Annotated in this window: 22 protein-coding genes; 18 read left to right on the top strand and 4 right to left on the bottom strand. The window is 67.3% G+C overall.

Going from position 1 to position 21,590, the window contains the following annotated elements; genetic code table 11:
- The first annotated feature begins 8 nt into the window (after positions 1–8).
- The 5 genes from ABY44_RS31950 (at position 9) to ABY44_RS31930 (ending at position 4,745) form a co-directional block, all read left to right on the top strand.
- Positions 9–965, top strand: coding sequence for an LLM class oxidoreductase (locus ABY44_RS31950; RefSeq protein ID WP_059684101.1), 957 nt, complete (start codon positions 9–11; stop codon positions 963–965).
- Between the two features lie 151 nt (positions 966–1,116).
- Complete coding sequence (dkgB, locus tag ABY44_RS31945; protein WP_059590975.1) at positions 1,117–1,923, top strand: 2,5-didehydrogluconate reductase DkgB; 807 nt, start codon at positions 1,117–1,119, stop codon at positions 1,921–1,923.
- 64 nt (positions 1,924–1,987) lie between these two features.
- Complete coding sequence (locus ABY44_RS31940) at positions 1,988–3,103, top strand: alkene reductase (protein ID WP_060173974.1); 1,116 nt, start codon at positions 1,988–1,990, stop codon at positions 3,101–3,103.
- A 19-nt stretch (positions 3,104–3,122) separates the two neighbouring features.
- Complete coding sequence (locus ABY44_RS31935; RefSeq protein ID WP_059699774.1) at positions 3,123–4,085, top strand: cyclase family protein; 963 nt, start codon at positions 3,123–3,125, stop codon at positions 4,083–4,085.
- Positions 4,086–4,226: 141 nt separating this feature from the next.
- Positions 4,227–4,745 (top strand): DUF3455 domain-containing protein, encoded by a 519-nt coding sequence (locus ABY44_RS31930; RefSeq protein WP_059699776.1) that lies wholly within the window; start codon positions 4,227–4,229, stop codon positions 4,743–4,745.
- A gap of 138 nt (positions 4,746–4,883) precedes the next feature.
- Here the strand turns inward: ABY44_RS31930 and ABY44_RS31925 are convergent, their stop codons facing one another.
- Complete coding sequence (locus tag ABY44_RS31925) at positions 4,884–5,549, bottom strand: O-methyltransferase (protein WP_431643195.1); 666 nt, start codon at positions 5,547–5,549, stop codon at positions 4,884–4,886.
- A gap of 48 nt (positions 5,550–5,597) precedes the next feature.
- Between ABY44_RS31925 and ABY44_RS31920 the strand changes: the two genes are divergently transcribed.
- The 3 genes from ABY44_RS31920 to ABY44_RS31910 all read left to right on the top strand — a co-directional run bounded on the left by ABY44_RS31920 (position 5,598) and on the right by ABY44_RS31910 (position 9,043).
- Positions 5,598–6,275, top strand: a complete 678-nt coding sequence (locus ABY44_RS31920) for a TetR family transcriptional regulator (protein WP_431643194.1) — start codon at positions 5,598–5,600, stop codon at positions 6,273–6,275.
- 560 nt (positions 6,276–6,835) lie between these two features.
- Complete coding sequence (locus tag ABY44_RS31915) at positions 6,836–8,224, top strand: NCS2 family permease (protein ID WP_021156467.1); 1,389 nt, start codon at positions 6,836–6,838, stop codon at positions 8,222–8,224.
- A 216-nt stretch (positions 8,225–8,440) separates the two neighbouring features.
- Entirely contained in the window at positions 8,441–9,043 is a 603-nt protein-coding gene (locus tag ABY44_RS31910) for a hypothetical protein (RefSeq protein WP_021156468.1), read from the top strand.
- Here the strand turns inward: ABY44_RS31910 and ABY44_RS31905 are convergent.
- Complete coding sequence (locus ABY44_RS31905; protein WP_431643234.1) at positions 9,030–9,431, bottom strand: CopD family protein; 402 nt, start codon at positions 9,429–9,431, stop codon at positions 9,030–9,032. The two genes, ABY44_RS31910 and ABY44_RS31905, sit on opposite strands and share 14 nt — an antisense overlap.
- A complete protein-coding gene (locus ABY44_RS31900) occupies positions 9,428–9,736 on the bottom strand; it encodes a DUF3817 domain-containing protein (protein ID WP_431643192.1) in 309 nt (102 codons plus the stop codon). Before ABY44_RS31900 ends, ABY44_RS31905 begins: the two co-directional genes overlap by 4 nt.
- Positions 9,737–9,842: 106 nt before the next feature.
- Here ABY44_RS31900 and ABY44_RS31895 point away from each other — a divergent pair, with 106 nt between their 5' ends.
- The 4 genes from ABY44_RS31895 to ABY44_RS31880 all read left to right on the top strand — a co-directional run bounded on the left by ABY44_RS31895 (position 9,843) and on the right by ABY44_RS31880 (position 14,127).
- Complete coding sequence (locus tag ABY44_RS31895; RefSeq protein WP_060173979.1) at positions 9,843–10,790, top strand: GlxA family transcriptional regulator; 948 nt, start codon at positions 9,843–9,845, stop codon at positions 10,788–10,790.
- 67 nt (positions 10,791–10,857) lie between these two features.
- Positions 10,858–11,778 carry a LysR family transcriptional regulator gene (locus ABY44_RS31890; RefSeq protein WP_060173980.1) on the top strand — a complete coding sequence of 307 codons (921 nt, stop codon included), beginning with the start codon at positions 10,858–10,860 and terminating at the stop codon, positions 11,776–11,778.
- A gap of 226 nt (positions 11,779–12,004) precedes the next feature.
- Positions 12,005–12,787 carry an ABC transporter substrate-binding protein gene (locus ABY44_RS31885; protein ID WP_027790415.1) on the top strand — a complete coding sequence of 261 codons (783 nt, stop codon included), beginning with the start codon at positions 12,005–12,007 and terminating at the stop codon, positions 12,785–12,787.
- A 224-nt stretch (positions 12,788–13,011) separates the two neighbouring features.
- The gene (locus ABY44_RS31880) at positions 13,012–14,127 is read left to right on the top strand and encodes a succinylglutamate desuccinylase/aspartoacylase family protein (protein ID WP_027790414.1); all 1,116 of its coding nucleotides are present in this window, start codon (positions 13,012–13,014) and stop codon (positions 14,125–14,127) included.
- A gap of 150 nt (positions 14,128–14,277) precedes the next feature.
- On the opposite strand, the gene ABY44_RS31875 is transcribed toward ABY44_RS31880, so the two are convergent.
- Complete coding sequence (locus tag ABY44_RS31875; RefSeq protein WP_027790413.1) at positions 14,278–15,084, bottom strand: MetQ/NlpA family ABC transporter substrate-binding protein; 807 nt, start codon at positions 15,082–15,084, stop codon at positions 14,278–14,280.
- 308 nt (positions 15,085–15,392) lie between these two features.
- On the opposite strand from ABY44_RS31875, the gene ABY44_RS31870 reads away from it, so the two are divergent.
- The 6 genes from ABY44_RS31870 to ABY44_RS31845 form a co-directional block, all read left to right on the top strand.
- Complete coding sequence (locus tag ABY44_RS31870) at positions 15,393–16,553, top strand: porin (protein ID WP_431643187.1); 1,161 nt, start codon at positions 15,393–15,395, stop codon at positions 16,551–16,553.
- Between the two features lie 207 nt (positions 16,554–16,760).
- Positions 16,761–17,021: a DUF2866 domain-containing protein gene (locus tag ABY44_RS31865; RefSeq protein ID WP_011353838.1), complete on the top strand. Its 261-nt coding sequence runs from the start codon at positions 16,761–16,763 to the stop codon at positions 17,019–17,021.
- Positions 17,022–17,145: 124 nt separating this feature from the next.
- Positions 17,146–17,529 carry a DUF6232 family protein gene (locus tag ABY44_RS31860; RefSeq protein ID WP_059684083.1) on the top strand — a complete coding sequence of 128 codons (384 nt, stop codon included), beginning with the start codon at positions 17,146–17,148 and terminating at the stop codon, positions 17,527–17,529.
- Positions 17,530–17,716: 187 nt separating this feature from the next.
- Positions 17,717–17,944 (top strand): hypothetical protein, encoded by a 228-nt coding sequence (locus ABY44_RS31855; protein WP_027790410.1) that lies wholly within the window; start codon positions 17,717–17,719, stop codon positions 17,942–17,944.
- Positions 17,945–18,212: 268 nt separating this feature from the next.
- On the top strand, positions 18,213–20,483 hold the full coding sequence (locus ABY44_RS31850; protein ID WP_060359363.1) for a TonB-dependent hemoglobin/transferrin/lactoferrin family receptor: 2,271 nt from the start codon (positions 18,213–18,215) through the stop codon (positions 20,481–20,483).
- A 49-nt stretch (positions 20,484–20,532) separates the two neighbouring features.
- Positions 20,533–21,590, top strand: a 1,058-nt coding sequence (locus tag ABY44_RS31845; RefSeq protein WP_431643184.1) for a hemin-degrading factor, incomplete at its 3' end; no start/stop codon positions are given.

The raw sequence follows: 21,590 nt of genomic DNA, 5'->3' as shown, positions 1-21,590 counted from the left end.
GCCCGACCATGTCCACTTCACTCGAGAAACTCGCCGACGGCGGCTTCAGCGTCGGCATCGAACTGCCGCTCGACAACGACTGGTCGCCGGCCGGTGATGCGAAGCGCCAGCAACAGGGCCGCCGCCCCGGCGTGCCCGACCTGGCGATCCACGCGGAGCTTGCGCAGCTGGCCGACACGCTCGGCTTCCGCGCGCTCTGGGTGCGCGACGTGCCGGTGTACGACCCGTCGTTCGGCGACGCCGCGCAGGTGTTCGAAACGTTCTCGTATCTCGGCTACCTTGCCGGCATCACGAACGACATCCTGCTCGGCACGGCGGCCGTCGTGCTGCCGCTGCGCGAGCCGCTGCTGACGCTGAAATCGGCCGCGACGATCCAGGAACTGAGCGGCGGCCGCCTGATGCTCGGCGTCGCGAGCGGCGACCGGCCAGTCGAATATCCGCTGTTCGGCCGCGACTTCGCGTCGCGCGGCGCGAATTTCCGCGACCAGGTCGCACTGCTGCGCGACGGCGCGCGCGGGCACCTGCCGCCGGGCCTCGAGGTGCTGCCGGCCGCGCGCTCGCCGGTGCCGCTGCTCGTCGCGGGTCTCGCCCAGCAGACGCCCGCGTGGATCGGCGAACACATGGACGGCTGCCTCGCGTATCCGGGCACGCCGGCCGACCACGCGCAGCGCGCCGCGAACTGGCGCGCGGTGGCCGGCGACAAGCCCTACGTGAGCTTCATCCACCTCGACCTCGCGGAAGATCCGCACGAGCCGCTGCAGCGCCACCGCTTCGGCGCCCGCGCCGGACGCATCGCGCTGACGGAAGAACTCGCGGCGATGCGCGACGCGGGTGTACGGCACATCGGCCTGCATTTCCGCCGCAACCGCCGCCCGCTCGACGAGACGATGGCCGAGATCGCGTCGGACGTGCTGCCGGCATTCCACGCGAAGACGAAGGCAAACGCGCAGACGCGCGCCGCATAAGGCCGGCAACGGCCTCGAGCGAGCCCGCCGCACGACCGATATTTGAATTCAAATCAAATATTTTTGACCTCTAAAGGCGTTTATCTCATCAGTCTCAAGCGCCAGAATGACTTCCATACCGCAACCGTTCCACCCCTTTCAGGAGCACTTGATGAGCAACATTCCCGCATTCGGCCTCGGTACGTTCCGCCTGCAAGGCCAGGTGGTCATCGATTCGGTGCGCAACGGCCTCGAAGTCGGGTACCGCGCGATCGACACCGCGCAGATCTACGGCAACGAAGCCGAAGTCGGCGAAGCGATCGCCGCGTCGGGCGTGCGCCGCGAAGACCTGTTCCTCACGACGAAGATCTGGGTCGACAACTACGCACCGGAAAAGCTGGTCGCGAGCCTCGAGGAAAGCCTGCGCAAGCTGCGCACCGACTATGTCGACCTGACGCTGATCCACTGGCCGGCCCCGGGCAACGGCGTGTCGATCCAGGCGTTCATGACCGCGCTGGCCGACGCGAAGGCGAAGGGCCTCACGCGCCAGATCGGCATCTCGAACTTCAACATCGAACTGACGAAGGAAGCGATCGCGGCCGTCGGCAAGGATGCGATCGCGACGAACCAGATCGAACTGAGCCCGTACCTGCAGAACCGCAAGCTCGTCGAGTTCCTGAACGCCGAAGGCATCCACGTGACGTCGTACATGACACTCGCGTACGGCAAGGTGCTCGGCGACCCGGTGATCGGCGCGATCGCACAGCGTCACGACGCGACGCCGGCACAGGTTGCACTCGCGTGGGCGCTACAGCTCGGCTACTCGGTGATTCCGTCGTCGACGAAGCGCGAGAACCTCGCGAGCAACCTGCTCGCGCAGACGCTGCGCCTGACCGACGAAGACATGGCGCAGATCGCCGCGCTGGAGCGCAACGGCCGCGAAGTCGACCCGGCCGGCCTCGCGCCGAAGTGGGACTAAGCGCACCGCTCTCTCAATCGAATCGTCCGCGGCCAGCCGGCCGCGGCACCGACAGGACTCCATCATGACCCAGGACCCGCTTTTCCAACCGCTGCAATTCGGCACGCTGACGCTGCCGAACCGCATCGTGATGCCGCCGATGACGCGTTCGCGCGCCAGCCAGCCCGGCGACGAAGCCAACGAACTGATGGCCGCGTATTACGCGCAGCGCGCGAGTGCGGGCCTGATCGTCAGCGAAGGCACCTACATCGCGCCGCTCGGCAAGGGCTACGCATGGACGCCCGGCATTCACACGCCGTCGCAGGTCGCCGGCTGGCGCAAGGTGACGGATGCCGTGCATGCCGCGCACGGCCGCATCTTCGCGCAGCTGTGGCACGTCGGCCGCCTGAGCCACACGAGCCTGCTCGGCGGCGCGCAACCCGTATCGTCGTCGCCGCTCCAGGCGAAGGGCGTGAACGTGTTCATCGCCGGTGAAGACGGCAGCACGCCGGGCTTCGTGCAGGCATCCGAGCCGCGCGCGCTGTCCGTCGACGAAATCCGCGAGATCGTCGACCAGTACCGCGCCGCCGCGCGCCACGCGATCGAAGCCGGCTTCGACGGCGTCGAGCTGCACGGCGCGAATGGCTACCTCGTCAACCAGTTCATCGATTCGAACGCGAACACGCGTACCGACCAATACGGCGGCTCGCTGGAGAACCGGCTGCGCTTCCTGCGTGAAGTCACGCAGGCGCTGATCGAAGGCACCGGCGACGCGACGCGCGTCGGCATCCGCCTCGCGCCGCTGACCACGCTGAACGGCTGCGTCGACGACGATCCGGAAACGACCTATCTCGCGGCCGCGAAGCTGCTCGGCGAGCTCGGCGTCGGCTACCTGCACATCGCGGAAGCCGACTGGGACGACGCGCCGCTGATGCCGGTCGCATTCAAGCAGCAGCTGCGCGCCGCGTACCCGGGCGTGCTGATCTACGCCGGCGCGTACACCGCCGAGCGCGCACGCGAAGCGATCGCCGCCGGCTGGGCCGACCTCGTCGCGTTCGGCCGCCCGTTCGTCGCGAACCCCGACCTGCCCGAACGCCTGCGCACCGGCGCCGCGCTCGCGCCGCACGACCGCAACACGCTGTTCGGCGGCGGTGCCCGGGGCCTGACCGATTACCCGACGCTCGCGCAAGCCGCGGCGTAACGATTCACCGGAGTCCGGAATGAAAGCAACGCTCGCCCGGCTCGCGCTCGCCGCGATCCTGCCGTTCGCGGCGGCCCAGGCGGCACACGCCGCGCCGGCCGCACCCGCGGCCGACTGGTATCCGTCCGTCTACGGCGCGAACGACGAAATCGGCGCGGCCAACCTGCTGACGCCCGACGTCGTCAAGCAGGCCGTCGGCCTCGTGAAGGCCGGCAAGACCTATCCGCTGGCCGTGCCGGTGGACAAGAACCTGCCGGCATTCCGCCACCGCAGCTTCCGCCTGTACAACGTGCAGGTCGGCCAGCAGGCCGGCAAGAGCCTCGGCCCGAACAGGTTCACGTTCAACGACGAGCTCGTGAACGCGTGGACCGGCGTCGGCACGCAGCTCAACGGCATCGGCCACATCGGCATCGACAACGTGTACTACAACGGCAACCGGGCGGCCGATTTCGTGACCGTCGACGGCGTGAAGAAGCTCGGCGTCGAAAAGGTGCCGCCGATCGTCACGCGCGGCGTCGTGCTCGACATGACCGCTTACTACGGCAAGCCGATCGTGCCGGGCGGCACCGAGTTCACGGTCGCCGACATCCAGGCCGTGCTGAAGAAACAGGGGCTGACGTTGCGCAAGGGCGACGTCGTGCTGTTCAACACCGGCTGGCTCGAGCTGATCGGCAAGGACAACAAGCAGTTCCTCGAAGTCGAGCCCGGCATCGGCATGGAAGCCGCGAAATGGCTGGCCGACCAGGGAATCGTCGCGTTCGGCGGCGACACGTGGGCGTCGGAGGTCTATCCGAATCCGCACACGCAGGATGAATTCCCGATCAACCAGTACATGCTCGCGAAGCGCGGCATCTACAACCTGGAGCTGATCGACAGCCGCGCGCTGGTGCGCGACAAGGCGTGGGAATTCCTGTTCGTGCTCGGCCAGCCGCTGTACGTCGGCTCCACGCAGGTCAACATCAACCCGGTTGCGATCCGCTGATCGCGCATCCGCCTTCCCCGGACAATCGCGGCCGCTAGCGCCGCGATTGTCATTTCCGGGTTGCGGCCCGCGCCATCGGCGTCTAGTGTTGACGAGATCGACTTCACACGACCGTCACCCGACCTGAGAGGACGCTCCGCCATGCCCAGCCGTTCCCCGACACGCGACATGCTGCTGGCCCTTGCGGCCGGTCTTTCCTGCGCGGCGTTCACCGCGCCCGCGCATGCCGACGAGGCCGCCGGCCTCGCGCCGCCCGAGCCGGCCACGCCGGTGCTGTCGACCACCGCGAGCGGCATGCAGGTCTATGCCTGCGAATACGATGCCGGGCACCGGCTCGCGTGGGCATTCCAGTACCCCGAAGCGCTGCTGTTCGATGCCGGCGGCACCCTCGTCGTCCGGCACGGCGCGGGCCCGTCGTGGGAGGCACTCGACGGCAGCCGCATCACCGGCAAGAAGCTCGAAGAAGCGCCGAGCGCACGCCCGGGCAGCGTTCCTCAACTGCTGCTCGCGGCCACGCCGGCCGCCACCGGCACGCTTGCCGGCGTGCGCTTCGTGCAGCGGCTCGACACGGCGGGCGGCACGCCGCCGGCCGCGACGTGCACGACCGAGCATGCGGTCGGACGCTTTCCTTACTTCGCACGCTATGTGTTCCTGAAGTGAAGTGAGGTAACGCCCGGCGCCGCCGGCACCGGGCCTCTTCCCGCTTCCTGCCACCACGCTGCCACGCCGCCATTCATTCAGTTTTCCTGTCTTTCATGCGCGGAAGCGTGACAGCGTCGACACCCGCGTTACGCCCGTTCAGCGTATCCGCATCGACAACTCGACATCGCCGCCGAACGGCACCGACAGATAGCCGTTTTCCGGCGCGCGCACGTACGCGAGGTAGTCGGGGCTGTATTCCGCGTTGTCGGCCACGACGAACGCCCCCGCGCCGAGGCGAGGTTCGACCAGCGCCAGGATCTCCGGATACAGCCCCTTCGCGCCGTCGAGCAGCAACAGGTCGACCGAATCCGGAAGATCGGCGGCCAGCGTGCGCAGCGCATCGCCCTCGCGAATCTCCACGAGATCGGCGAGCCCGGCCGTCGTCAGGTTCGCCCTCGCGCGCGCGACCTTCGACGGTTCGAACTCGCTCGTGATCAGCCGGCCACCGCCGTTGTCACGCAGCGCGGCCGCGAGATGCAGCGTCGAAATGCCGAACGACGTGCCGAATTCGACGATCGCCCGCGCGCCGCGGCTGCGCGCGAGCATGTACAGCAGCGTGCCCGTCTCGCGCGACACGGGAAGCGGATAGTCCTTCAGGCGCGCATACAGATCGGTGTAGTCCGTCTTGCTGCGCATCAGCCGCGCCTGCTCGTCGCGCGACAGGTCGGCGAAGTCCGGGCTCGTCGCGGGCGACGCCGCCTCGGCTTCGTCGAACAGGCGCGCGAGCAGCGACGCCAGCGGGTCGTGAATCAGGGTGGTCATGCGAATCTCCGGTGTCAGGTTGAGTGCGTCAGTGCGCCCGACTAGAATATGACGAACTATTCAGGTTTTACTATTCGCATTGGCCAACCGCCCATGACCGACCGCCGAAACGCCCCGATTGCCACGCGCAAGCTGCCTCGGCAAGCGCGCTCGACCCGTCTCGTCGAAGACGTCCTCCAGGCTGCTGTTCAGGTTTTGGCGACCGAAGGCGCGCAGCGCTTCACGATGGCGCGCGTCGCCGAGCGCGCCGGCGTGAGCGTCGGCTCGCTGTATCAGTACTTCCCGAACAAGGCGTCGGTGCTGTTCCGGCTGCAGCACGACGAATGGCGGCAGACGTCCGACATGCTGTGCCAGATACTGCAGGACACGCAGAAGACGCCGCCCGAGCGACTGCGCACGGCCGTCCATGCGTTCATCCAGTCGGAATGCGACGAGGCGAGCATGCGCATCGCGCTCGACGACGCCGCACCGCTCTATCGCGACGCCCCCGAAGCGCAGGAAGTGAAAGCCGAAGGCAACCGGGTCTTCAACGCGTTCATGCGCGAAGCGTTGCCCGGCGTGCCCGACGCCGCGCATGCGCTCGCCTGCGAGCTGCTCATGACGACGCTCACGTCGGGCGGCAAGGCGTTCTCCGAAACCGCGCGCACGCCGGCGGAAATCGACGCCTATTCGACCGCGATGGCCGACATGTTCTGCGCGTACCTCGCGCATCTCGCAAGCGCCTGACGCGACCGGCGCGACCGAAGCGACGAGGGCCGGAACGCGCGAGCGCAAGCCGCGTGCGGCATCGGTATCATCCGGGTGCCGCTTGTACACGGCCGCGCACCGCATCGCGTCGCGCGCCGCCGTTTTCATGCGCGTGCACCGCCTCGATGAAAGATATTCGTAAGATTCAATGCCTCACCCGCTCCCGCCCTGCCCGTCGACCCTGCATTCAAATAGTCGCCTTAACGGATTCGAACTAGGCGTATACACGCGTGTCGTCGCGACGGAGCCCGGTCGCACGCCGATATAAGCGCTGCGACATGCGCTGCATGCACTTCCCCCGATGGGACGTGATGGGCCGCTCGCCTAACCTTCGCTACGGCAAAGCACACGTGACGGGGTCGACCACACCACGCGTCGTCCGACGCGACACCCTCGCGATCGTTTCGATTCGCACGTAACGACACGCATCACGCGTCATTCGTCCCCACGACGTTGCCGACAAATCCCAACTAGATACGAGACACCCTGACGACGGTTCGCTACGGGCCGTTTCAGCATGCTGATAAAGGAGCAAGCTCATGAGTGATACCCCGGTGCAGCCGACGGTCGACGTCGGCGCGGCAGAATCTGACTTTGGCACCCAGGGAGTCATCGACCGGTACTTCGGCATTTCGTCGCGCGGCAGCACGCAACGCACCGAGATCGTCGCCGGCGTCACCACCTTCCTCGCGATGGTCTATTCCGTGTTCGTCGTGCCCGGCATGTTCGGCAAGGCCGGCTTCGACACGAGCGCGGTGTTCGTCGCGGTCTGCCTCACGACCGCATTCGGCTCGCTGCTGATGGGCCTGTGGGCGAAGCTGCCGATCGCGATCGGCTGCGCGATCTCGCTGACCGCGTTCACCGCGTTCGGCCTCGTGCTCGGCAAGGGGCTGCATCCGACGGTCGCGCTCGGCGCCGTGTTCCTGATGGGCCTCGTGTTCACCGGCATCTCGGTGACCGGCGTGCGCTCGTGGATCCTGCGCAACCTGCCCGCAGGCGTCGCGCACGGCACCGGGATCGGCATCGGCCTGTTCCTGCTGCTGATCGCATCGAACGACGTCGGCCTCGTGATCAAGAACCCGGGCGCCGGCCTGCCGGTCTCGCTCGGCCAGATCACCGCCCTCCCGGTGATCATGTCCGTCGTCGGCCTCGCCGCGATCTTCGGCCTCGAGAAACGTCGCGTGCCGGGCGGCATCCTGCTCGTCGTGATCGCGATCTCGATCTTCGGGCTGATCTTCGATCCCGCCGTGAAGTACCACGGCGTCTTCGCGCTGCCGTCGCTGAGCGCACCGGGCCACGCATCGCTGATCGGCGCGATGGACATCAAGGGCGCGCTGTCGATGGCCGTGCTGCCGAGCGTGCTGGCGCTGGTGATGACCGCCGTGTTCGACGCGACCGGCACGATCCGCGCGGTCGCGGGCCAGGCCGGCCAGCTCGACGAGAACGGCCGCATCATCAACGGCGGCCGCGCGCTGACCGCCGATTCGATCAGCTCGATCTTCTCCGGTTTCCTCGGCGGCGCGCCGGCGGCGGCCTACATCGAGTCGAGCGTCGGCGTGGCCGCCGGCGCGAAGACGGGCCTCGCGGCCGCCGTGGTCGGCCTGCTGTTCCTCGTCGTGATGTTCTTCTCGCCGCTCGCGGGCCTCGTGCCGTCGTACGCCACCGCACCCGCGCTGATGTACGTCGGCCTGCTGATGCTCGGCAGCGTGAGCAAGCTGCACATGGACGACATGGTCGACGCGATGTCGGGCCTCGTGTGCGCGGTGTTCATCGTGCTGACCGCGAACATCGTGACGGGCATCATGCTCGGCTTCTCGACGCTCGTGATCGGCCGCATCGCCAGCGGCGAATTCCGCAAGCTGAACGTCGGCACCGTGCTCATCGCGGCCGTGCTCGTCACGTTCTATCTCGGCGGCTGGGCGATCTGACCGCGAAACCTGCGCGACGTCGCCTGCAGAAGGGCGGCGCGCATCGGGACGACATCGTCTCCTCCACCATCGTCGTTGATGGTCTCCAGGCCTGGGAACGCAAGTTTCCAGGCTTTTTTTGTGCGTGCAGTGCAGCATGATGCGCGTCGCGGAAACGGCGCGACGCAAATTCGCGCCCGGTGCTACGATCGCGCTTTGCCCCCTTCAGGAGCCGCGATGAACGCGCTCGGCATCGTCTCCGAATCGAGCACCCGGACCTCGGCGCGCAAGCCGCCGTTCATCCCGTCGTTCGGGTTCCACGAAGTGCATGAATCGCAGCCGATCGACGCGCCGCCCGCGCGCATCATCGACGCCGTCGCGTCGCTCGACATGCGCGCCGATCCCGTCATCGACGCACTGCTCATGGTGCGCGAATTCCCGGCCGCCGTCGCCGGCGCGCTCCGCAACGGGCCGGCCCGCCCCGAACACGCGCGCTTCGGCTTCGACTCGTTCACGCTGCTCCACCGCGACGACACATCGCTGTCGCTCGGCCTCGTCGGCCGCTTCTGGCGTCCCACGCCCGACGTTCGAACGATCGCCGACGCAACGGCCTTCGTGCGGCACGACGACCCGCGCGATGCGAAGCTGGTGCTCCGCTTCGAGGTCGTCGGGCTCGCATCGGGCGCGCACATGCTGCGCACGGAAACGTTCATCCACTGCCCGAGCGAGCGCACGCGCTGGCTGCTCACGCCGTACTGGCTCGCGATCCGGCTGGGAAGCGGCTGGATCCGGCGCCGTACGCTGGCGGCGGTCGAAACGGCACTCGTCAGAACGGCTTGATCACGACCAGCCCGACGACGATCGCCGTCGCGGCCACGACCGCGCCCGCCGCCTGCCCGAGCCACGGTGTCGGCACGACGACGAGATCGTCGCGCTCCATGCGCCGCAGCGTGCCGGCCAGCATGCCGTGCAGCGCCGACAGCGCGACGACGATCGCAAGCTTCACCGGCAGCCACGCCGCGCCGAACCAGTGACCGCTCAGCGCGATCGCGATCCCCGTGATCCAGACGATCGCGAGTGCGGGCGCCGTCACCGTGCGATCCCAGCGCCGCACCGCGCGATGCACGGCGAGGTTCGCGATCCGGACACCGACGGACAGCATCAGCAGCCCGCCGACGAACGTGACGACGGCCGCCACGTGCACGGTCTTCATCATCAGGTAGATCATCGCGCGTGCCTCCGGCGCGCGATCCATCCCGCACTCGCCAGCCCCGCGAACGGCACGACGGCCGACAGCACGAGCCGCGCGACGTCGTCCCTGCTCCACAGCCCGCTCGATGCGGTGCCGACGACCGCCCACACGTACATCGCGAACGCGATGCCGTGGACCGGCCCCATGATCGATACCGCGACCGGGTAGCCGGCCAGATGCTTGAGCGGCACGGCGACGCACACCAGCACGACGAGCGTGGCCGCCTCCAGCAACGACAGGTACTGCAGGTTCCGCAACGCGTTGCGATCGTCTTGTTTCATCGGCGGGCTCCAGGTTGATCCGCCGCGATTGTCGCGCGTGGTGCGGGTTCGAGCCATTGGCTAGAATGACATCTTTCAACGGATTCCGGCCACGGCCGCGAACGCCATGCACACGGTCGCCGTTCTTGCCTTGCCCGATGTCGTCCCGTTCGACCTGGGCGTCGCCTGCGACACGTTCGCGCGCGTGCGGTCGCCCGACGTCGCGCCGGCCTACCACGTGCGGGTGTGCAGCGAACAGCCGCGCGTCACCGGCGACCTGTTCGAGCTGCGCCCGCCGTTTCGGCTCGACGCGCTGGCCGGCGCCGATACGATCATGGTCCCCGGCACGTCCGAGCCGCTCGCGCCCACGTCGCCCCGCGTGCTCGCGGCGTTGCGCGCGGCTGCCGCGCGCGGTTGCCGGATCGCGTCGATCTGCAGCGGCGCGTTCGTGCTCGCGGAAGCCGGGTTGCTCGACGGCCTGCGCGCGACGACGCACTGGCTCGCGGCCGCCGAACTCGCACGCCGCTATCCGGACGTCGACGTCGATCCGAACGTGCTGTTCGTCGACAACGGGCGCATCCTGACGTCGGCCGGCGCGGCGGCCGGCCTCGACCTGTGCCTGCACATGATCCAGGCCGACTACGGCGCGGCGGTTGCCGTCGACGCCGCACGCAGCGCGGTGGCGCCGCGCGTGCGCGAAGGCGGCCAGGCGCAGTTCATCGCGCCGGAATGGCCGACCGGCGGCGACGGGCTGCACGACCTGATGGACTGGCTCCAGGCGAACCTGCGCAAGCCGCTCACGCTCGACGAGATGGCCCGCAAGGCATCGACGAGCGTGCGCACGCTGACGCGGCGCTTCCAGGAACAGACCGGCACGTCGCCGCGGCAATGGCTGCAGACCGCGCGCGTCAGGCACGCGCAGCAGTTGCTGGAGGTGACGGCGCTGTCGATCGAGCATGTCGCGACGGAAGCCGGATTCGGTTCGGTCACCGCATTTCGCGAGCGGTTCGTGCGCATCGTCGGCACGTCGCCGCAGCGTTATCGCCAGACGTTCCGCGCACGCACCGGCGCGTGACGTTCGTCAGGATCACTACCTGAAGCATCCAGCCGCCGCCCCCTTTCGCGCCAACCGGACCCGATCGATGACCCGCATCCGCAATCCCCTGAACATCGCGCAGCTCCAGGCGTTCGTCTCCGCCGCGCATCACAAGAGCCTGCGCGCCGCGGCGCGCGAACTCGGCGTCACGCAGCCCGCGATCACGCATACGATCCGCGAGCTCGAAACGGCGCTCAACGCGGAGCTGCTCGCGCGCAGCGTCCGCGGCGTCGAGCTGACCGCGTGCGGCCATGCGCTGCTGCCGCGCGCCGAGCAACTGCTCGGCGATATCCGCCGCACGGTCGAGGCCGTCGAACAGGTGAAGGGCGAGATGTCCGGCCGCGTCGCGGTCGGCACGATGCCGTCGATCGCGCTGACGGCACTGCCGCGCGCGGTGACGGCGTTCCGCCGGTCGATGCCGGACGTGAGCCTGTATCTCGAGGAAGTGACGGTGCCCGACGCGCTCGCGCAGTTGCGCAACGGCACGCTCGACATCGCTGCGATGCACCACGTGCCCGCGCTCGACCGCGATTTCACGCAGTTGCCGCTGCTGTCCACCGAATTCACCGTCGTGATGCGCGAAGGCCACCCGCTCGCGCACGCGCGCCGGTTAGAGGAATTGCTCGATGCCGAGTGGATCGTCACCGTCGGCGCCGAGCAGTTTCCGCACAGCGTGATGGTCGGGATGTTCCAGGCGCACGGGCTGCCGCTGCCGAAGCGGCTCTTGCGCTCGCCGATGTCGTTCGCGGTGACGCTCGGGCTCGTCGCGCGCTCGGACGTGATCGGCTGCTTCACGCGCCCGCTCGCCGCGACGGTCGCGCCGCTCGGCATCCGCACGGCCGAACTCGACGAGCGCATGCCGCGCTTCGACCTGTCGATCATCGCGCGGCGCGACCTGCTGCCCACGCCCGCCGTCACGCAATTCGTCACGTGCCTGCAGCGTGCGGTCAACGAAACGCTCGGCTGAATCGTTCCTGTGTCTGAAACGGCGGCGCACGCAACGCGCCGCCGCCGGGCCCGGTATCGGGGCTTGTCCTAGGCGCCCTGCCGGTATTTTGTCTTGATAATCTTGCGCACGTCGCGCGCCCGCATCGGGTGGGCGAAACGGACAGCCTGACGCGAAGCCGCGGCGGGCCGAAGGCTTACGGCGCGGCACAACCGCGCACCCATCGAACAAAACGAGGAGTCACCTGGTGAAAAAGATTCTTGCGGCTGTGACCGTTGCCCTGCTCGCCGTATCGGCCGGCAGCGCGTATGCGAAGGACTGGTCGACCGTGCGGTTCGGCGTCGACGCAAGCTACCCGCCTTTCGAATCGAAAGGCGCCGACGGCAAGGTTGTGGGTTTCGACGTCGATCTCGGCAACGAAATCTGCCGCCGCATGAACGCGAAGTGCGTGTGGATCGAAAACGACTTCGACGGGATGATCCCGGCACTGAAGGCCCGCAAGTTCGACGGCGTGCTGTCGTCGATGTCGATGACGCCGGCGCGTCAGGAACAGATCGCCTTCTCGGCGAAGCTGTTCAACACGCCGACGCGCCTCGTCACGAAGAAGGGTGCCGGCCTGATGCCGACGGCCGAATCGCTGAAGGGCAAGTCGGTCGGCGTCGAGCAGGGCACGATCCAGGAAACCTACGCGAAGACGTACTGGGCCCCGAAGGGCGTGAACGTCGTGCCTTACCAGAACCAGGACCAGGTCTACGCCGACCTGATCTCCGGCCGTCTGGACGGCGCGCTGCAGGACGCGGTGCAGGCCGAAATCGGCTTCCTGAAGACCCCGCGCGGCGCGAACTACGACTTCGCCGGCAAGGATCTCGACGATCCGAAGACGCTCGGCGAAGGCGCCGGCATCGGCCTGCGCAAGGAAGACACCGACCTGAAGGCGAAGATCGACAGCGCGATCGCCGGCATGCGCAAGGACGGCACGTACGCGAAGATCGCGAAGAAGTACTTCGATTTCGACGTCTACGGCAAGTAATCCGCCACGCAAGCGCACGCTTCGCTTCGGCACGAACGGGCTCCGCAAGGAGCCCGTTTTTTTCGTGCACGGCGGACGCGGCGTTATTTTTTCCGCACCAACCTGATGATTCGCAACGAAAATCGGCGCGTTCTGGCGCCGGTTTGATGGGGGCGAGGAAGGCAACGTACAATCGATCTTCCACGCACACCGGATCATTCGCGGCTGCGCCGCACTCCCCCATCATGCAAACGCAGACCCATCCGCTGATTTCCCCCGCCGTCGGTACCGAACGCCAGATCACGAGCTTTCACTACGGCCCGCGCGGCGGCAAGAAGGTCTACATCCAGTCGTCGCTGCACGCGGACGAACTGCCCGGCATGCTGGTCGCCACGCTGCTGCGCCGCAAGATCGCCGCCCTCGAAACGGCCGGCAAGCTGCGCGGCGAAGTCGTCATCGTGCCCGTACCGAACCCGATCGGCCTGTCGCAGCACGTGTTCGGCGATCACCTCGGCCGCTTCGAGCTCGGCTCGATGCAGAACTTCAACCGCAATTTCTACGATCTCGCGGCGCTCGTGCTGCCGCGCGTCGAACACCGCCTCACGCACGATGCGCAGCACAACCTCGTCGCCGTGCGCGCCGCGATGCGCGAAGCGCTCGACGAGCAGAAGCCGCGCACCGAGCTCGATTCGCAGCGCCTTGCGCTGCAGAAGCTGTCGTTCGACGCCGATATCGTGCTCGACCTGCACTGCGACAGCGATGCGGTGATGCACCTCTACACGAATCCCGATCTGTGGACCGACGTCGAGCCGCTGGCGCGCTATCTCGACGCGCAGGCGTCGCTGCTCGCGCTGAATTCGGTCGGCAATCCGTTCGATGAAATCCACAGCTTCTGCTGGTCGGATCTGCGCAGCCGTTTCGGCGACCGCTTCCCGATCCCGAACGGCGCGATTTCCGTCACGGTCGAACTGCGCAGCGAACGCGACGTGTCGTACGAGTTCGCCGAAAAGGACGCGCAGGCGATCGTCGAATACCTGACCGAGCGCGGTGTCGTCGAAGGCACGCCGGCGCCGCTGCCGCCGCTCGCGCATCCGGCCACGCCGCTCGCGGGCACCGATCCGCTCGTCGCGCCCGTGTCGGGCGTGATCGTGTTCCGCACGCCGGTCGGCGTGATGATCGAGGCCGGCCAGGCCGTGGCCGACATCGTCGATCCGCTGACCGATCGTGTCGTCACGCTGAAGAGCAGCGTGTCGGGCGTGCTGTACGCGCGCCAGATCGTGCGCTTCGCGACGGCCGGCATGGAAGTCGCGCGCATCGCGGGCGCGACCGCGATCCGCACGGGTTCGCTGCTGTCGGCCTGAGCGGCCGGCCCGCGCGCCGGGTCACGGCGCGTATCGGGCATCCCCCGGCGCTCACCCGCGCGCACCAACGAAATCGCCCGCTTGCGCGGGCGATTTGCTTTCCGGAATGCCCGGCGATCCATCCGGCCGGGCGAAGGCACGCGTGGGCGTTCAGAACGCCGGCACGATCGCGCCGCCGAACTTCTGGTCGATGAACTTGCGCACGTCGGCCGATTCATAGGCCGCGACGAGTTTCTTCACCCACGGCTTGTCCTTGTCCTGCGCGCGCACGGCGATCAGGTTCGCGTACGGCCCGCGCAGGTCCTCGATCGCGATCGCATCCTTCACCGGCGTGAGCCCGGCCTTGACCGCGTAGTCGGTGTTGATCGACGCGGCGTCGAGATCGGGCAGCGCGCGCGGCAGTTGGGCGGAGTCGAGTTCGACGATCTTGATCTTCTTCGGGTTCTCGGCAACGTCGAGCGGCGTCGCGTTCACGCCGTTGGTGCCGACGCCCGGCTTCAGCTTGATCACGCCGTATTTCTGCAGCAGCAGCAGCGCGCGGTTGCCGTTCGACGGATCGTTCTGGATCCCGACCTTCGCGCCCACCGGCAAATCCTTCAGCGACTTGATCTTCTTCGAATAAAAACCCATCGGCGCCGTGTAGGTGAGCCCGACGTTGACGATCTTGTAGCCGCGCTGCTTGATCTGGCTGTCGAGGAACGGCTGGTGCTGGAAGCCGTTCGCGTCCAGGTCGCCGGCATCGAGCGCCGCGTTCGGCTGCACGTAGTCGTTGAATTCGATGACCTTGATCGCGAGGCCTTCGCGTGCGGCGACCTTCGTCACCTCGGTCCAGATCTGCGCGTCGGGGCCGCTCATCGTGCCGATCTTCAGCGTTTGCGAGTCGGCGTGCGCGCCGGGCGCCGCGAATGCCAGTGCGGCTGCGAGCGCGCCGAGGCCGGTCAGGAATGAACGTCGCATGGTGTCCTCTTGTCCCGTGTCGTTTGTTGGAAGACGGATCGTGGCACGGGGCCGGAACGCCACCAACCAAGCTTATTTCATGTGCATATTCCGGGGCCGGATCGATTCTCAGCCGAATTCGGTATAACCCGCGACGGTACAACCGGGCAGAATTCAGTGTCGCATCGGCGCCACACATTCTTCATATGACAGTCGCTGTCATATTCATTACGTGGCCCCTCGATAAAGTTGCCGCCGGTCCGTGAAAGCGCCCACAGAGAGCGCCGGAACCGCAACTGGACACGCCATTTATTCGCTCGGAGAATCCTTTGAACAAGAAACTGTTGACCATCGCCGTCCTGGCAGCAACGGCCGGCACGGCGCACGCACAAAGCAGCGTGACGCTGTACGGCGTCATCGATGCCGGTATCAGCTACGTGAACCACAGCAAGACCGCCAACGGCGGCTCGGGCAAGCTGTTCAAGTATGACGACGGCGTTGCCCAGGGCAGCCGTTGGGGCCTGCGCGGCACCGAAGACCTCGGTGGCGGCCTGAAGGCGATCTTCGTGCTCGAAAACGGCTTCAACAGCGGTAACGGCACGATCGGCCAGGGCGGCGCGATCTTCGGCCGCCAGGCTTACGTCGGCCTGAGCCAGTCGCAATACGGCACGGTCACGTTCGGCCGCCAGTACTCGTTCTCGACCGACATCCTCGGCTCGAACTACTCGACGGGCGGCAACACGGTCGCGGGCAACTACGCGTACCACGTGAACGACATCGACCAGCTCACGTCGAGCCGCATCAACAACGCCGTGAAGTTCCAGAGCGCGAACTACTCGGGCTTCACGTTCGGCGCGTTGTACGGCTTCTCGAACTCGACGGACTTCGCCGGCGCACCGGCAACGACGTCGGGCACGACGACGACGGCAGGCTCGTCGCGCGCATACAGCTTCGGCCTGAACTACGCGAACGGCCCGCTGTCGGTCGGCGCAGCCTACACGGACATCCGCTTCCCGAGCCAGTCGACGCCGGCCTTCTCGACGTCGATCGCGAACCTCGCGCTGACGAACATCCGCGACCTGCGCACGTACGGCGTCGGCGGCCGCTACATCTTCGGCCCGGCAACGGCATGGCTGCTCTGGACGCGCACGCAGTTCACCCCGATCGCGGCCGGCGCATCAGGCACGTTCTACAACGCATACGAGGCAGGCGTGAAGTATGCGTTCACGCCGGCGCTGTCGGCAGCAGCGGGCTACACGTACACGAGCGCGACGCAAAGCGGCAGCTCCGCGCACTGGAACCAGGGCAACGTGGGCCTCGACTATGCACTGAGCAAGCGTACGGACGTGTACGGCCTGGTCGTCTACCAGAAGGCGTCGGGCAACAACGTGCAAGCGCAGATCGGTTCGAGCACGAGCTACTTCAACACGTCGGGCAACGGTTCGTCGAATCAGCTGGCCGCTCGTATCGGTATCCGTCACAAGTTCTAAAGCATCCGCTTAACTCGCGGATCACGACGGCAAGAAGCGCCCCGCTCCACGCGGGGCGCTTTTTTATGGGCTTTTAAGTTTCGCTTAATTCTGGGCTGAGAGGATGCTCTCACCCCCCCTGTTGGCCGCCTGAACATCGGCGGCTTTTTTTTTGAACCGCCGACGGCGCCGCCATCGATTGCCCACAAGACAGGATCGGAGGCCATGATGATCGAAGATACCGTTTTCAGCCATCTGCACGCGATTCTGACGTGCCAACACTCGATGCCGGTCCAGAGCTGCCGCGTATCGGTCGAAATGCAGCGCCCGTGGGGACGACCGTATCGTCTCGTCGAATGGACGATGCACCTCGACGCACCCGCGCGGCGCCAGATCGTGCCGGCCGAATCGACCGACGAAGAGATCGCCGAGGTCGTCGCGTCGCACGTGCCGGGCCGGCTTTACGGCGACGGCCGGCTGCAGTTCTGAACGCCGTCCCGTTCCACCCGCTGCCCGTCTTTCGAGCGCGCCGCACGCATCGTGCGGCAGTCGGTCTCGTTTGATGCAGCAACGAAACCTGCTACGCTGCGCGTTTTCGTCCACGCAACACACGATGGAAAACGCATTCAACGAACGCGGCGTGATGATCACGCGCAACGGCCTGTCGGCCGCCGGGCAGGTATTCGCGCTGCGTGACATCCGCCACGTCGATGTCGTCAAGATTCCGAAAAACCGCCTCGTGCCGTCGCTGATCTCGCTGATCGGCGCGGCCGCCGCCGTCGCGGGCGGCATCGCCGGATCGAGCGCCGCGCTCGTCGTCGGCGTGATGCTCGCCGTCGTCGGCTATCTCGCATGGACCACGCAGGACGTCACGTATCGCCTGATGGTCGAGATGCCCGACGGCAAGCGCGAAGCGCTGTCGAGCGTCGACGTCGAGTTCGTCGAACGCGTCGCGCAGGTCGTGCGCGATGCGCGGGCCGCAACGACGGCCGGCTGATTCCGTTCGCATCCCTGCACGCTTCAATTCGTGGTGCCCGGCCGCGCGCGGCGCGTTTCGCGTCGCGCAACGGCGCCCTCGATTGCCCCGTCGAATCGCATTCCGCCGACGCCTCGCCTGCGCTGCGTACGCCGACCGCCTAGTATGGAAAGAGCGGCTCGTCGCCGCATCGTCCGAGGAGGCCAGCATGAACGTCCAGACGCTGTCCGGCACGCTTCGCGCGCAGGAACTGCTGATCGTGTCGATGGTCCGCGCGCTTCCCCCTGATGCACGCCGTGCGCTTGTCGACCTCTACACCGAGCAGATCGCGTTCGCCGAACAGGCCGGCCTCGAAGGCCACGGCGATCGCGCGACCCACGATGCGTTCATCACGCATGCGCGCAACCTGCTGATCCGCATCGAAGCACTCGCCTAGAGCCTGTTCACGCTCGTGACGGGCTTGCTCCACGGCCCGCGTTTCTTCCGTATTTTCCGGCGCGGCTCGCCCGAGCCGCGCAGGTGAGCGCTCACCCACGCGCGCCGCTTTTCGTTCTTGTATTGATAATAATTCTCATTTACACTGGCAAAATTGTCAGTTGCCTTTCAATTCGCCGCTCGCCGCATTCCGTGCGCGGGCGGGCCAGCCAGGTGAACGCGTCACCCAGCCAGCCTTCGGGCTTGTTTTCGTCAATGGGAGACCACCTGTGCATTGCTATACGCTGGCGCGGCGGCCGATCTGTGCCGCGCTGTTCGGCGCGTTCGGCCTGTCCGCCGCCCCGGCTCACGCCGATTCGTCGCCGCAAGGCGCCACCCCGCCTTCCACCCTGCTCGTTGCCGCGTCCACGCGCGGCGATGCGGCGCTGCTCGACCCCGTCACCGTCACGGCCAATCGCACCGCAACGGCCACGAGCCGCACGGCTGCGTCCGTCTCGGTGATCACCGACGAGGATCTGGAGGAACAGCAGGCCACCAACATCAAGGATGCACTGCGCTACGAGCCGGGCATCACGGTGCGCCGCACCGCGTACCGGCCCGGCAGCGCCGCGCTCGGCGGCGGCCGCGACGGCGATTCGAGCATCAACATCCGTGGCCTCGAAGGCAATCGCGTGCTGCTGATGGAAGACGGCATCCGCCTGCCGAACGCGTTTTCATTCGGCCCGCTCGAAGCGGGGCGCGGCGACTACGCCGATCTCGACACGCTCAAGCGCATCGAGATCCTGCGCGGGCCGGCGTCGGCGCTCTACGGCAGCGACGGCCTGACCGGCGCGGTGAACTTCATCACGAAGGATCCGCGCGACCTGCTGTCGATCTACAACAAGCCCTACTACTTCTCGTTCCGGCCGAGCTACGACTCGGCCGACCGCAGCATCGGCGCGACCGTGTCGGCCGCGGGCGGCAACGATCGCGTCCAGGGAATGATCATCGCCGACGGCCGGCGCGGCCACGAGGTCGACACGCGCGGCAGCAACAACTCGGCGAGCACGCTGCGCACCACGTCGAACCCGCAGGACGTCTATTCGGAATCGCTGCTCGGCAAGCTCGTACTGACGCCCACCGCGCGCGACACGTTCAAGCTCACCGCCGAAACGGTGCAGCGGCGCGTGAGCACCGACGTGCTGTCCGCGATCAATCCGCCGAACACGCTCGGCCTCACGACGAACGACCGGCTCGAACGCAACCGCTTCAGCGTCGACTACGATTTCCGCGACGATGCGTTCCGCTGGTTCCAGACCGCGCACGTGCAGTTCTACTACCAGGACGCGAAGCAGGACCAGTACGCGTTCGAGACGCGCGGCGCGCCGCTGAAATCGCGTTCTCGCGACAACCAGTACAAGGAACGCACGTTCGGCGGCTCGGCGTTCGCCGAAAGCGGCTTCGCGACCGGGCCGTTCGCGCACAAGCTGCTGTATGGCGTCGACGGCAGCGTGTCGCGCGTGACGAACCTGCGCGACGGCACGGTGCCGGGCGTCGGCGAAGCGTTCCCGAACAAGGCGTTCCCCGACACCGACTACACGCTGTTCGGCGCGTTCCTGCAGGACCAGATCGGCTACGGCCGCCTGCTCGTCACGCCGGGCCTGCGCTTCGACACGTACCGGCTGAGCCCGACCGAAAACGATCCGCTGTTCACCGGCAAGGCCGTGTCGACCAGCGCGAACGAACTGTCGCCGCGCGTCGCCGTGCTCTATGAGATCACGCCCGCGGTCATTCCGTACGCGCAGTACGCGCACGGCTTCCGCGCACCGACACCCGACCAGGTGAACAGCAGCTTCTCGAACCCGGTGTACGGCTATACGTCGATCGGCAATCCGAACCTGAAGCCCGAGACGAGCGATACCTTCGAAGCCGGGCTGCGCGGCAAGGCCGGCACCGGCTACGGCGTCGTGCGCTACAGCGCGGCCGCGTTCACGGGCCGCTACCGCAACTTCATCTCGCGCACGACGATCGCGGGCAGCGGCCGGCCGGCCGACCCGTTCGTGTTCCAGTACGTGAACTTCGCCGACGCGCGCATCCACGGCCTCGAAGGCCGCGCCGAATGGGTGATGCCGAACGGCATCACGCTGAAGACGGCGATGGCGTTCACGAAGGGCTCGACGCAGAACGACGGCGCGGCGAGCCAGCCACTCAACACCGTCAACCCGTTCTCCGCCGTGTTCGGCGTGCGCTACGAGCCGACCGAACGCTGGTTCGTGCAGACCGACCTGCTGTTCCAGGCCGCGAAACGCGACAAGGACATCGACAAGTCCGACTGTTCGAACAAGACGTGCTTCTCGCCGCCGTCGTCGTTCGTCGTCGACCTGCGCGGCGGCTACCGCTTCAACAAGCACGTGAGCGCGACGATCGGCATCCGCAACCTGTTCGACCGCAAATACTGGAACTGGTCGGACGTGCGCGGCATCGCAGCCGATTCGCAGGTGCTCGATGCGTATACGTCGTCCGGACGCACGGTCGCCGTCAGCATGAAAGTGGATTTCTGATGCGCGCCGCCCGCGCTGCCACCCCAACCGTTACTTGAAGGAGTCCGACATGATGCAATCCGCCCTTCCCGGTCAACCGGCCACGCCGGCCCGCGCGGCCGCCGCGCTGCGCGACGCGTTCATCAAGCTCAAGACCGAGCGCCAGCTGCGCAACCGCGACGTCGCGCAGGCGCTCGGCGTCAGCGAAGGCGAGGCGCTCGCCGCGTTCGTCGGCGAGCACGTCGTGCGGCTCGACGCGCGCTTTCCGGCGATGTTCGAGGAAATGCCGCGCCTCGGCCGCGTAATGGCGCTCACGCGCAACGACACGGCCGTCCACGAGAAGGACGGCGAATATGCGCAGATGAGCCATGACGGGCCTGTCGGCCTCGCGCTCGGCGATATCGACCTGCGCATCTTCTATCGTCACTGGGTGTCGGCGTTCGCGGTGCGCGACGAGACCGCGCACGGCCCGCTGAAGAGCCTGCAGTTCTTCGACGCGCAGGGGCATGCGATTCACAAGGTCTACCTGCGCGCGCACAGCGACCACGCCGCGTACGACGCGTTCGTCGAGCGCTGGCGCGCGCCGTCGCAGGAGCCGGGACTCGAGGTCGCGGCCGCCGCGCCGAAAACGCCCGAGCGCGCCGACACCGAGATCGACGTCGCGGGTTTTCGCGCCGCCTGGGACGCGATGACCGACACGCACCAGTTCTTCGGCATCACGCAGCGCTTCGGCGTGAGCCGCATGCAGGCGCTGCGCCTCGCCGATCCGCAATACGCGTATCCGGTCGAAACCGCGCATGCGCTGCGCCACGTGCTCGAACAGGCCGCCCAAAGCGGCCAGCCGATCATGGTGTTCGTCGGCAACGCGGGGATGATCCAGATTCATACGGGCCCGGTCGCGAACGTGCGCGAGGTCGGCGCGTGGATCAACGTGCTCGATCCGGGCTTCAACCTGCACGTGCGCGAGGACCTGATCGCCGCCGCGTGGGTCGTGAAGAAGCCGACGAGCGACGGCATCGTCACGTCGCTCGAGCTGTTCGATCGGCAGGGCGACCACGTCGCGCTGCTGTTCGGCGAGCGCAAGCCCGGCAAGGTCGAACGCGACGACTGGCGCGCGCTCGTCGCGAC

The organism is Burkholderia sp. ZZQ-2 (assembly GCF_050768715.1).
GTDB lineage: Bacteria > Pseudomonadota > Gammaproteobacteria > Burkholderiales > Burkholderiaceae > Burkholderia > Burkholderia cepacia.
This window is presented reverse-complemented; position numbering and strand designations above follow the sequence as displayed.

What these genes read in the sequence shown, in the direction of transcription:
- ABY44_RS31950 (WP_059684101.1), top strand. Translation starts at nt 9, where the DNA reads ATGTCCACTTCACTCGAGAAACTCGCCGACGGCGGCTTCAGCGTCGGC.
- dkgB (WP_059590975.1), top strand. Translation starts at nt 1,117, where the DNA reads ATGAGCAACATTCCCGCATTCGGCCTCGGTACGTTCCGCCTGCAAGGC.
- ABY44_RS31940 (WP_060173974.1), top strand. Translation starts at nt 1,988, where the DNA reads ATGACCCAGGACCCGCTTTTCCAACCGCTGCAATTCGGCACGCTGACG.
- ABY44_RS31935 (WP_059699774.1), top strand. Translation starts at nt 3,123, where the DNA reads ATGAAAGCAACGCTCGCCCGGCTCGCGCTCGCCGCGATCCTGCCGTTC.
- ABY44_RS31930 (WP_059699776.1), top strand. Translation starts at nt 4,227, where the DNA reads ATGCCCAGCCGTTCCCCGACACGCGACATGCTGCTGGCCCTTGCGGCC.
- ABY44_RS31925 (WP_431643195.1), bottom strand. Translation starts at nt 5,549, where the DNA reads ATGACCACCCTGATTCACGACCCGCTGGCGTCGCTGCTCGCGCGCCTG.
- ABY44_RS31920 (WP_431643194.1), top strand. Translation starts at nt 5,598, where the DNA reads ATGACGAACTATTCAGGTTTTACTATTCGCATTGGCCAACCGCCCATG.
- ABY44_RS31915 (WP_021156467.1), top strand. Translation starts at nt 6,836, where the DNA reads ATGAGTGATACCCCGGTGCAGCCGACGGTCGACGTCGGCGCGGCAGAA.
- ABY44_RS31910 (WP_021156468.1), top strand. Translation starts at nt 8,441, where the DNA reads ATGAACGCGCTCGGCATCGTCTCCGAATCGAGCACCCGGACCTCGGCG.
- ABY44_RS31905 (WP_431643234.1), bottom strand. Translation starts at nt 9,431, where the DNA reads ATGATCTACCTGATGATGAAGACCGTGCACGTGGCGGCCGTCGTCACG.
- ABY44_RS31900 (WP_431643192.1), bottom strand. Translation starts at nt 9,736, where the DNA reads ATGAAACAAGACGATCGCAACGCGTTGCGGAACCTGCAGTACCTGTCG.
- ABY44_RS31895 (WP_060173979.1), top strand. Translation starts at nt 9,843, where the DNA reads ATGCACACGGTCGCCGTTCTTGCCTTGCCCGATGTCGTCCCGTTCGAC.
- ABY44_RS31890 (WP_060173980.1), top strand. Translation starts at nt 10,858, where the DNA reads ATGACCCGCATCCGCAATCCCCTGAACATCGCGCAGCTCCAGGCGTTC.
- ABY44_RS31880 (WP_027790414.1), top strand. Translation starts at nt 13,012, where the DNA reads ATGCAAACGCAGACCCATCCGCTGATTTCCCCCGCCGTCGGTACCGAA.
- ABY44_RS31875 (WP_027790413.1), bottom strand. Translation starts at nt 15,084, where the DNA reads ATGCGACGTTCATTCCTGACCGGCCTCGGCGCGCTCGCAGCCGCACTG.
- ABY44_RS31865 (WP_011353838.1), top strand. Translation starts at nt 16,761, where the DNA reads ATGATCGAAGATACCGTTTTCAGCCATCTGCACGCGATTCTGACGTGC.
- ABY44_RS31860 (WP_059684083.1), top strand. Translation starts at nt 17,146, where the DNA reads ATGGAAAACGCATTCAACGAACGCGGCGTGATGATCACGCGCAACGGC.
- ABY44_RS31855 (WP_027790410.1), top strand. Translation starts at nt 17,717, where the DNA reads ATGAACGTCCAGACGCTGTCCGGCACGCTTCGCGCGCAGGAACTGCTG.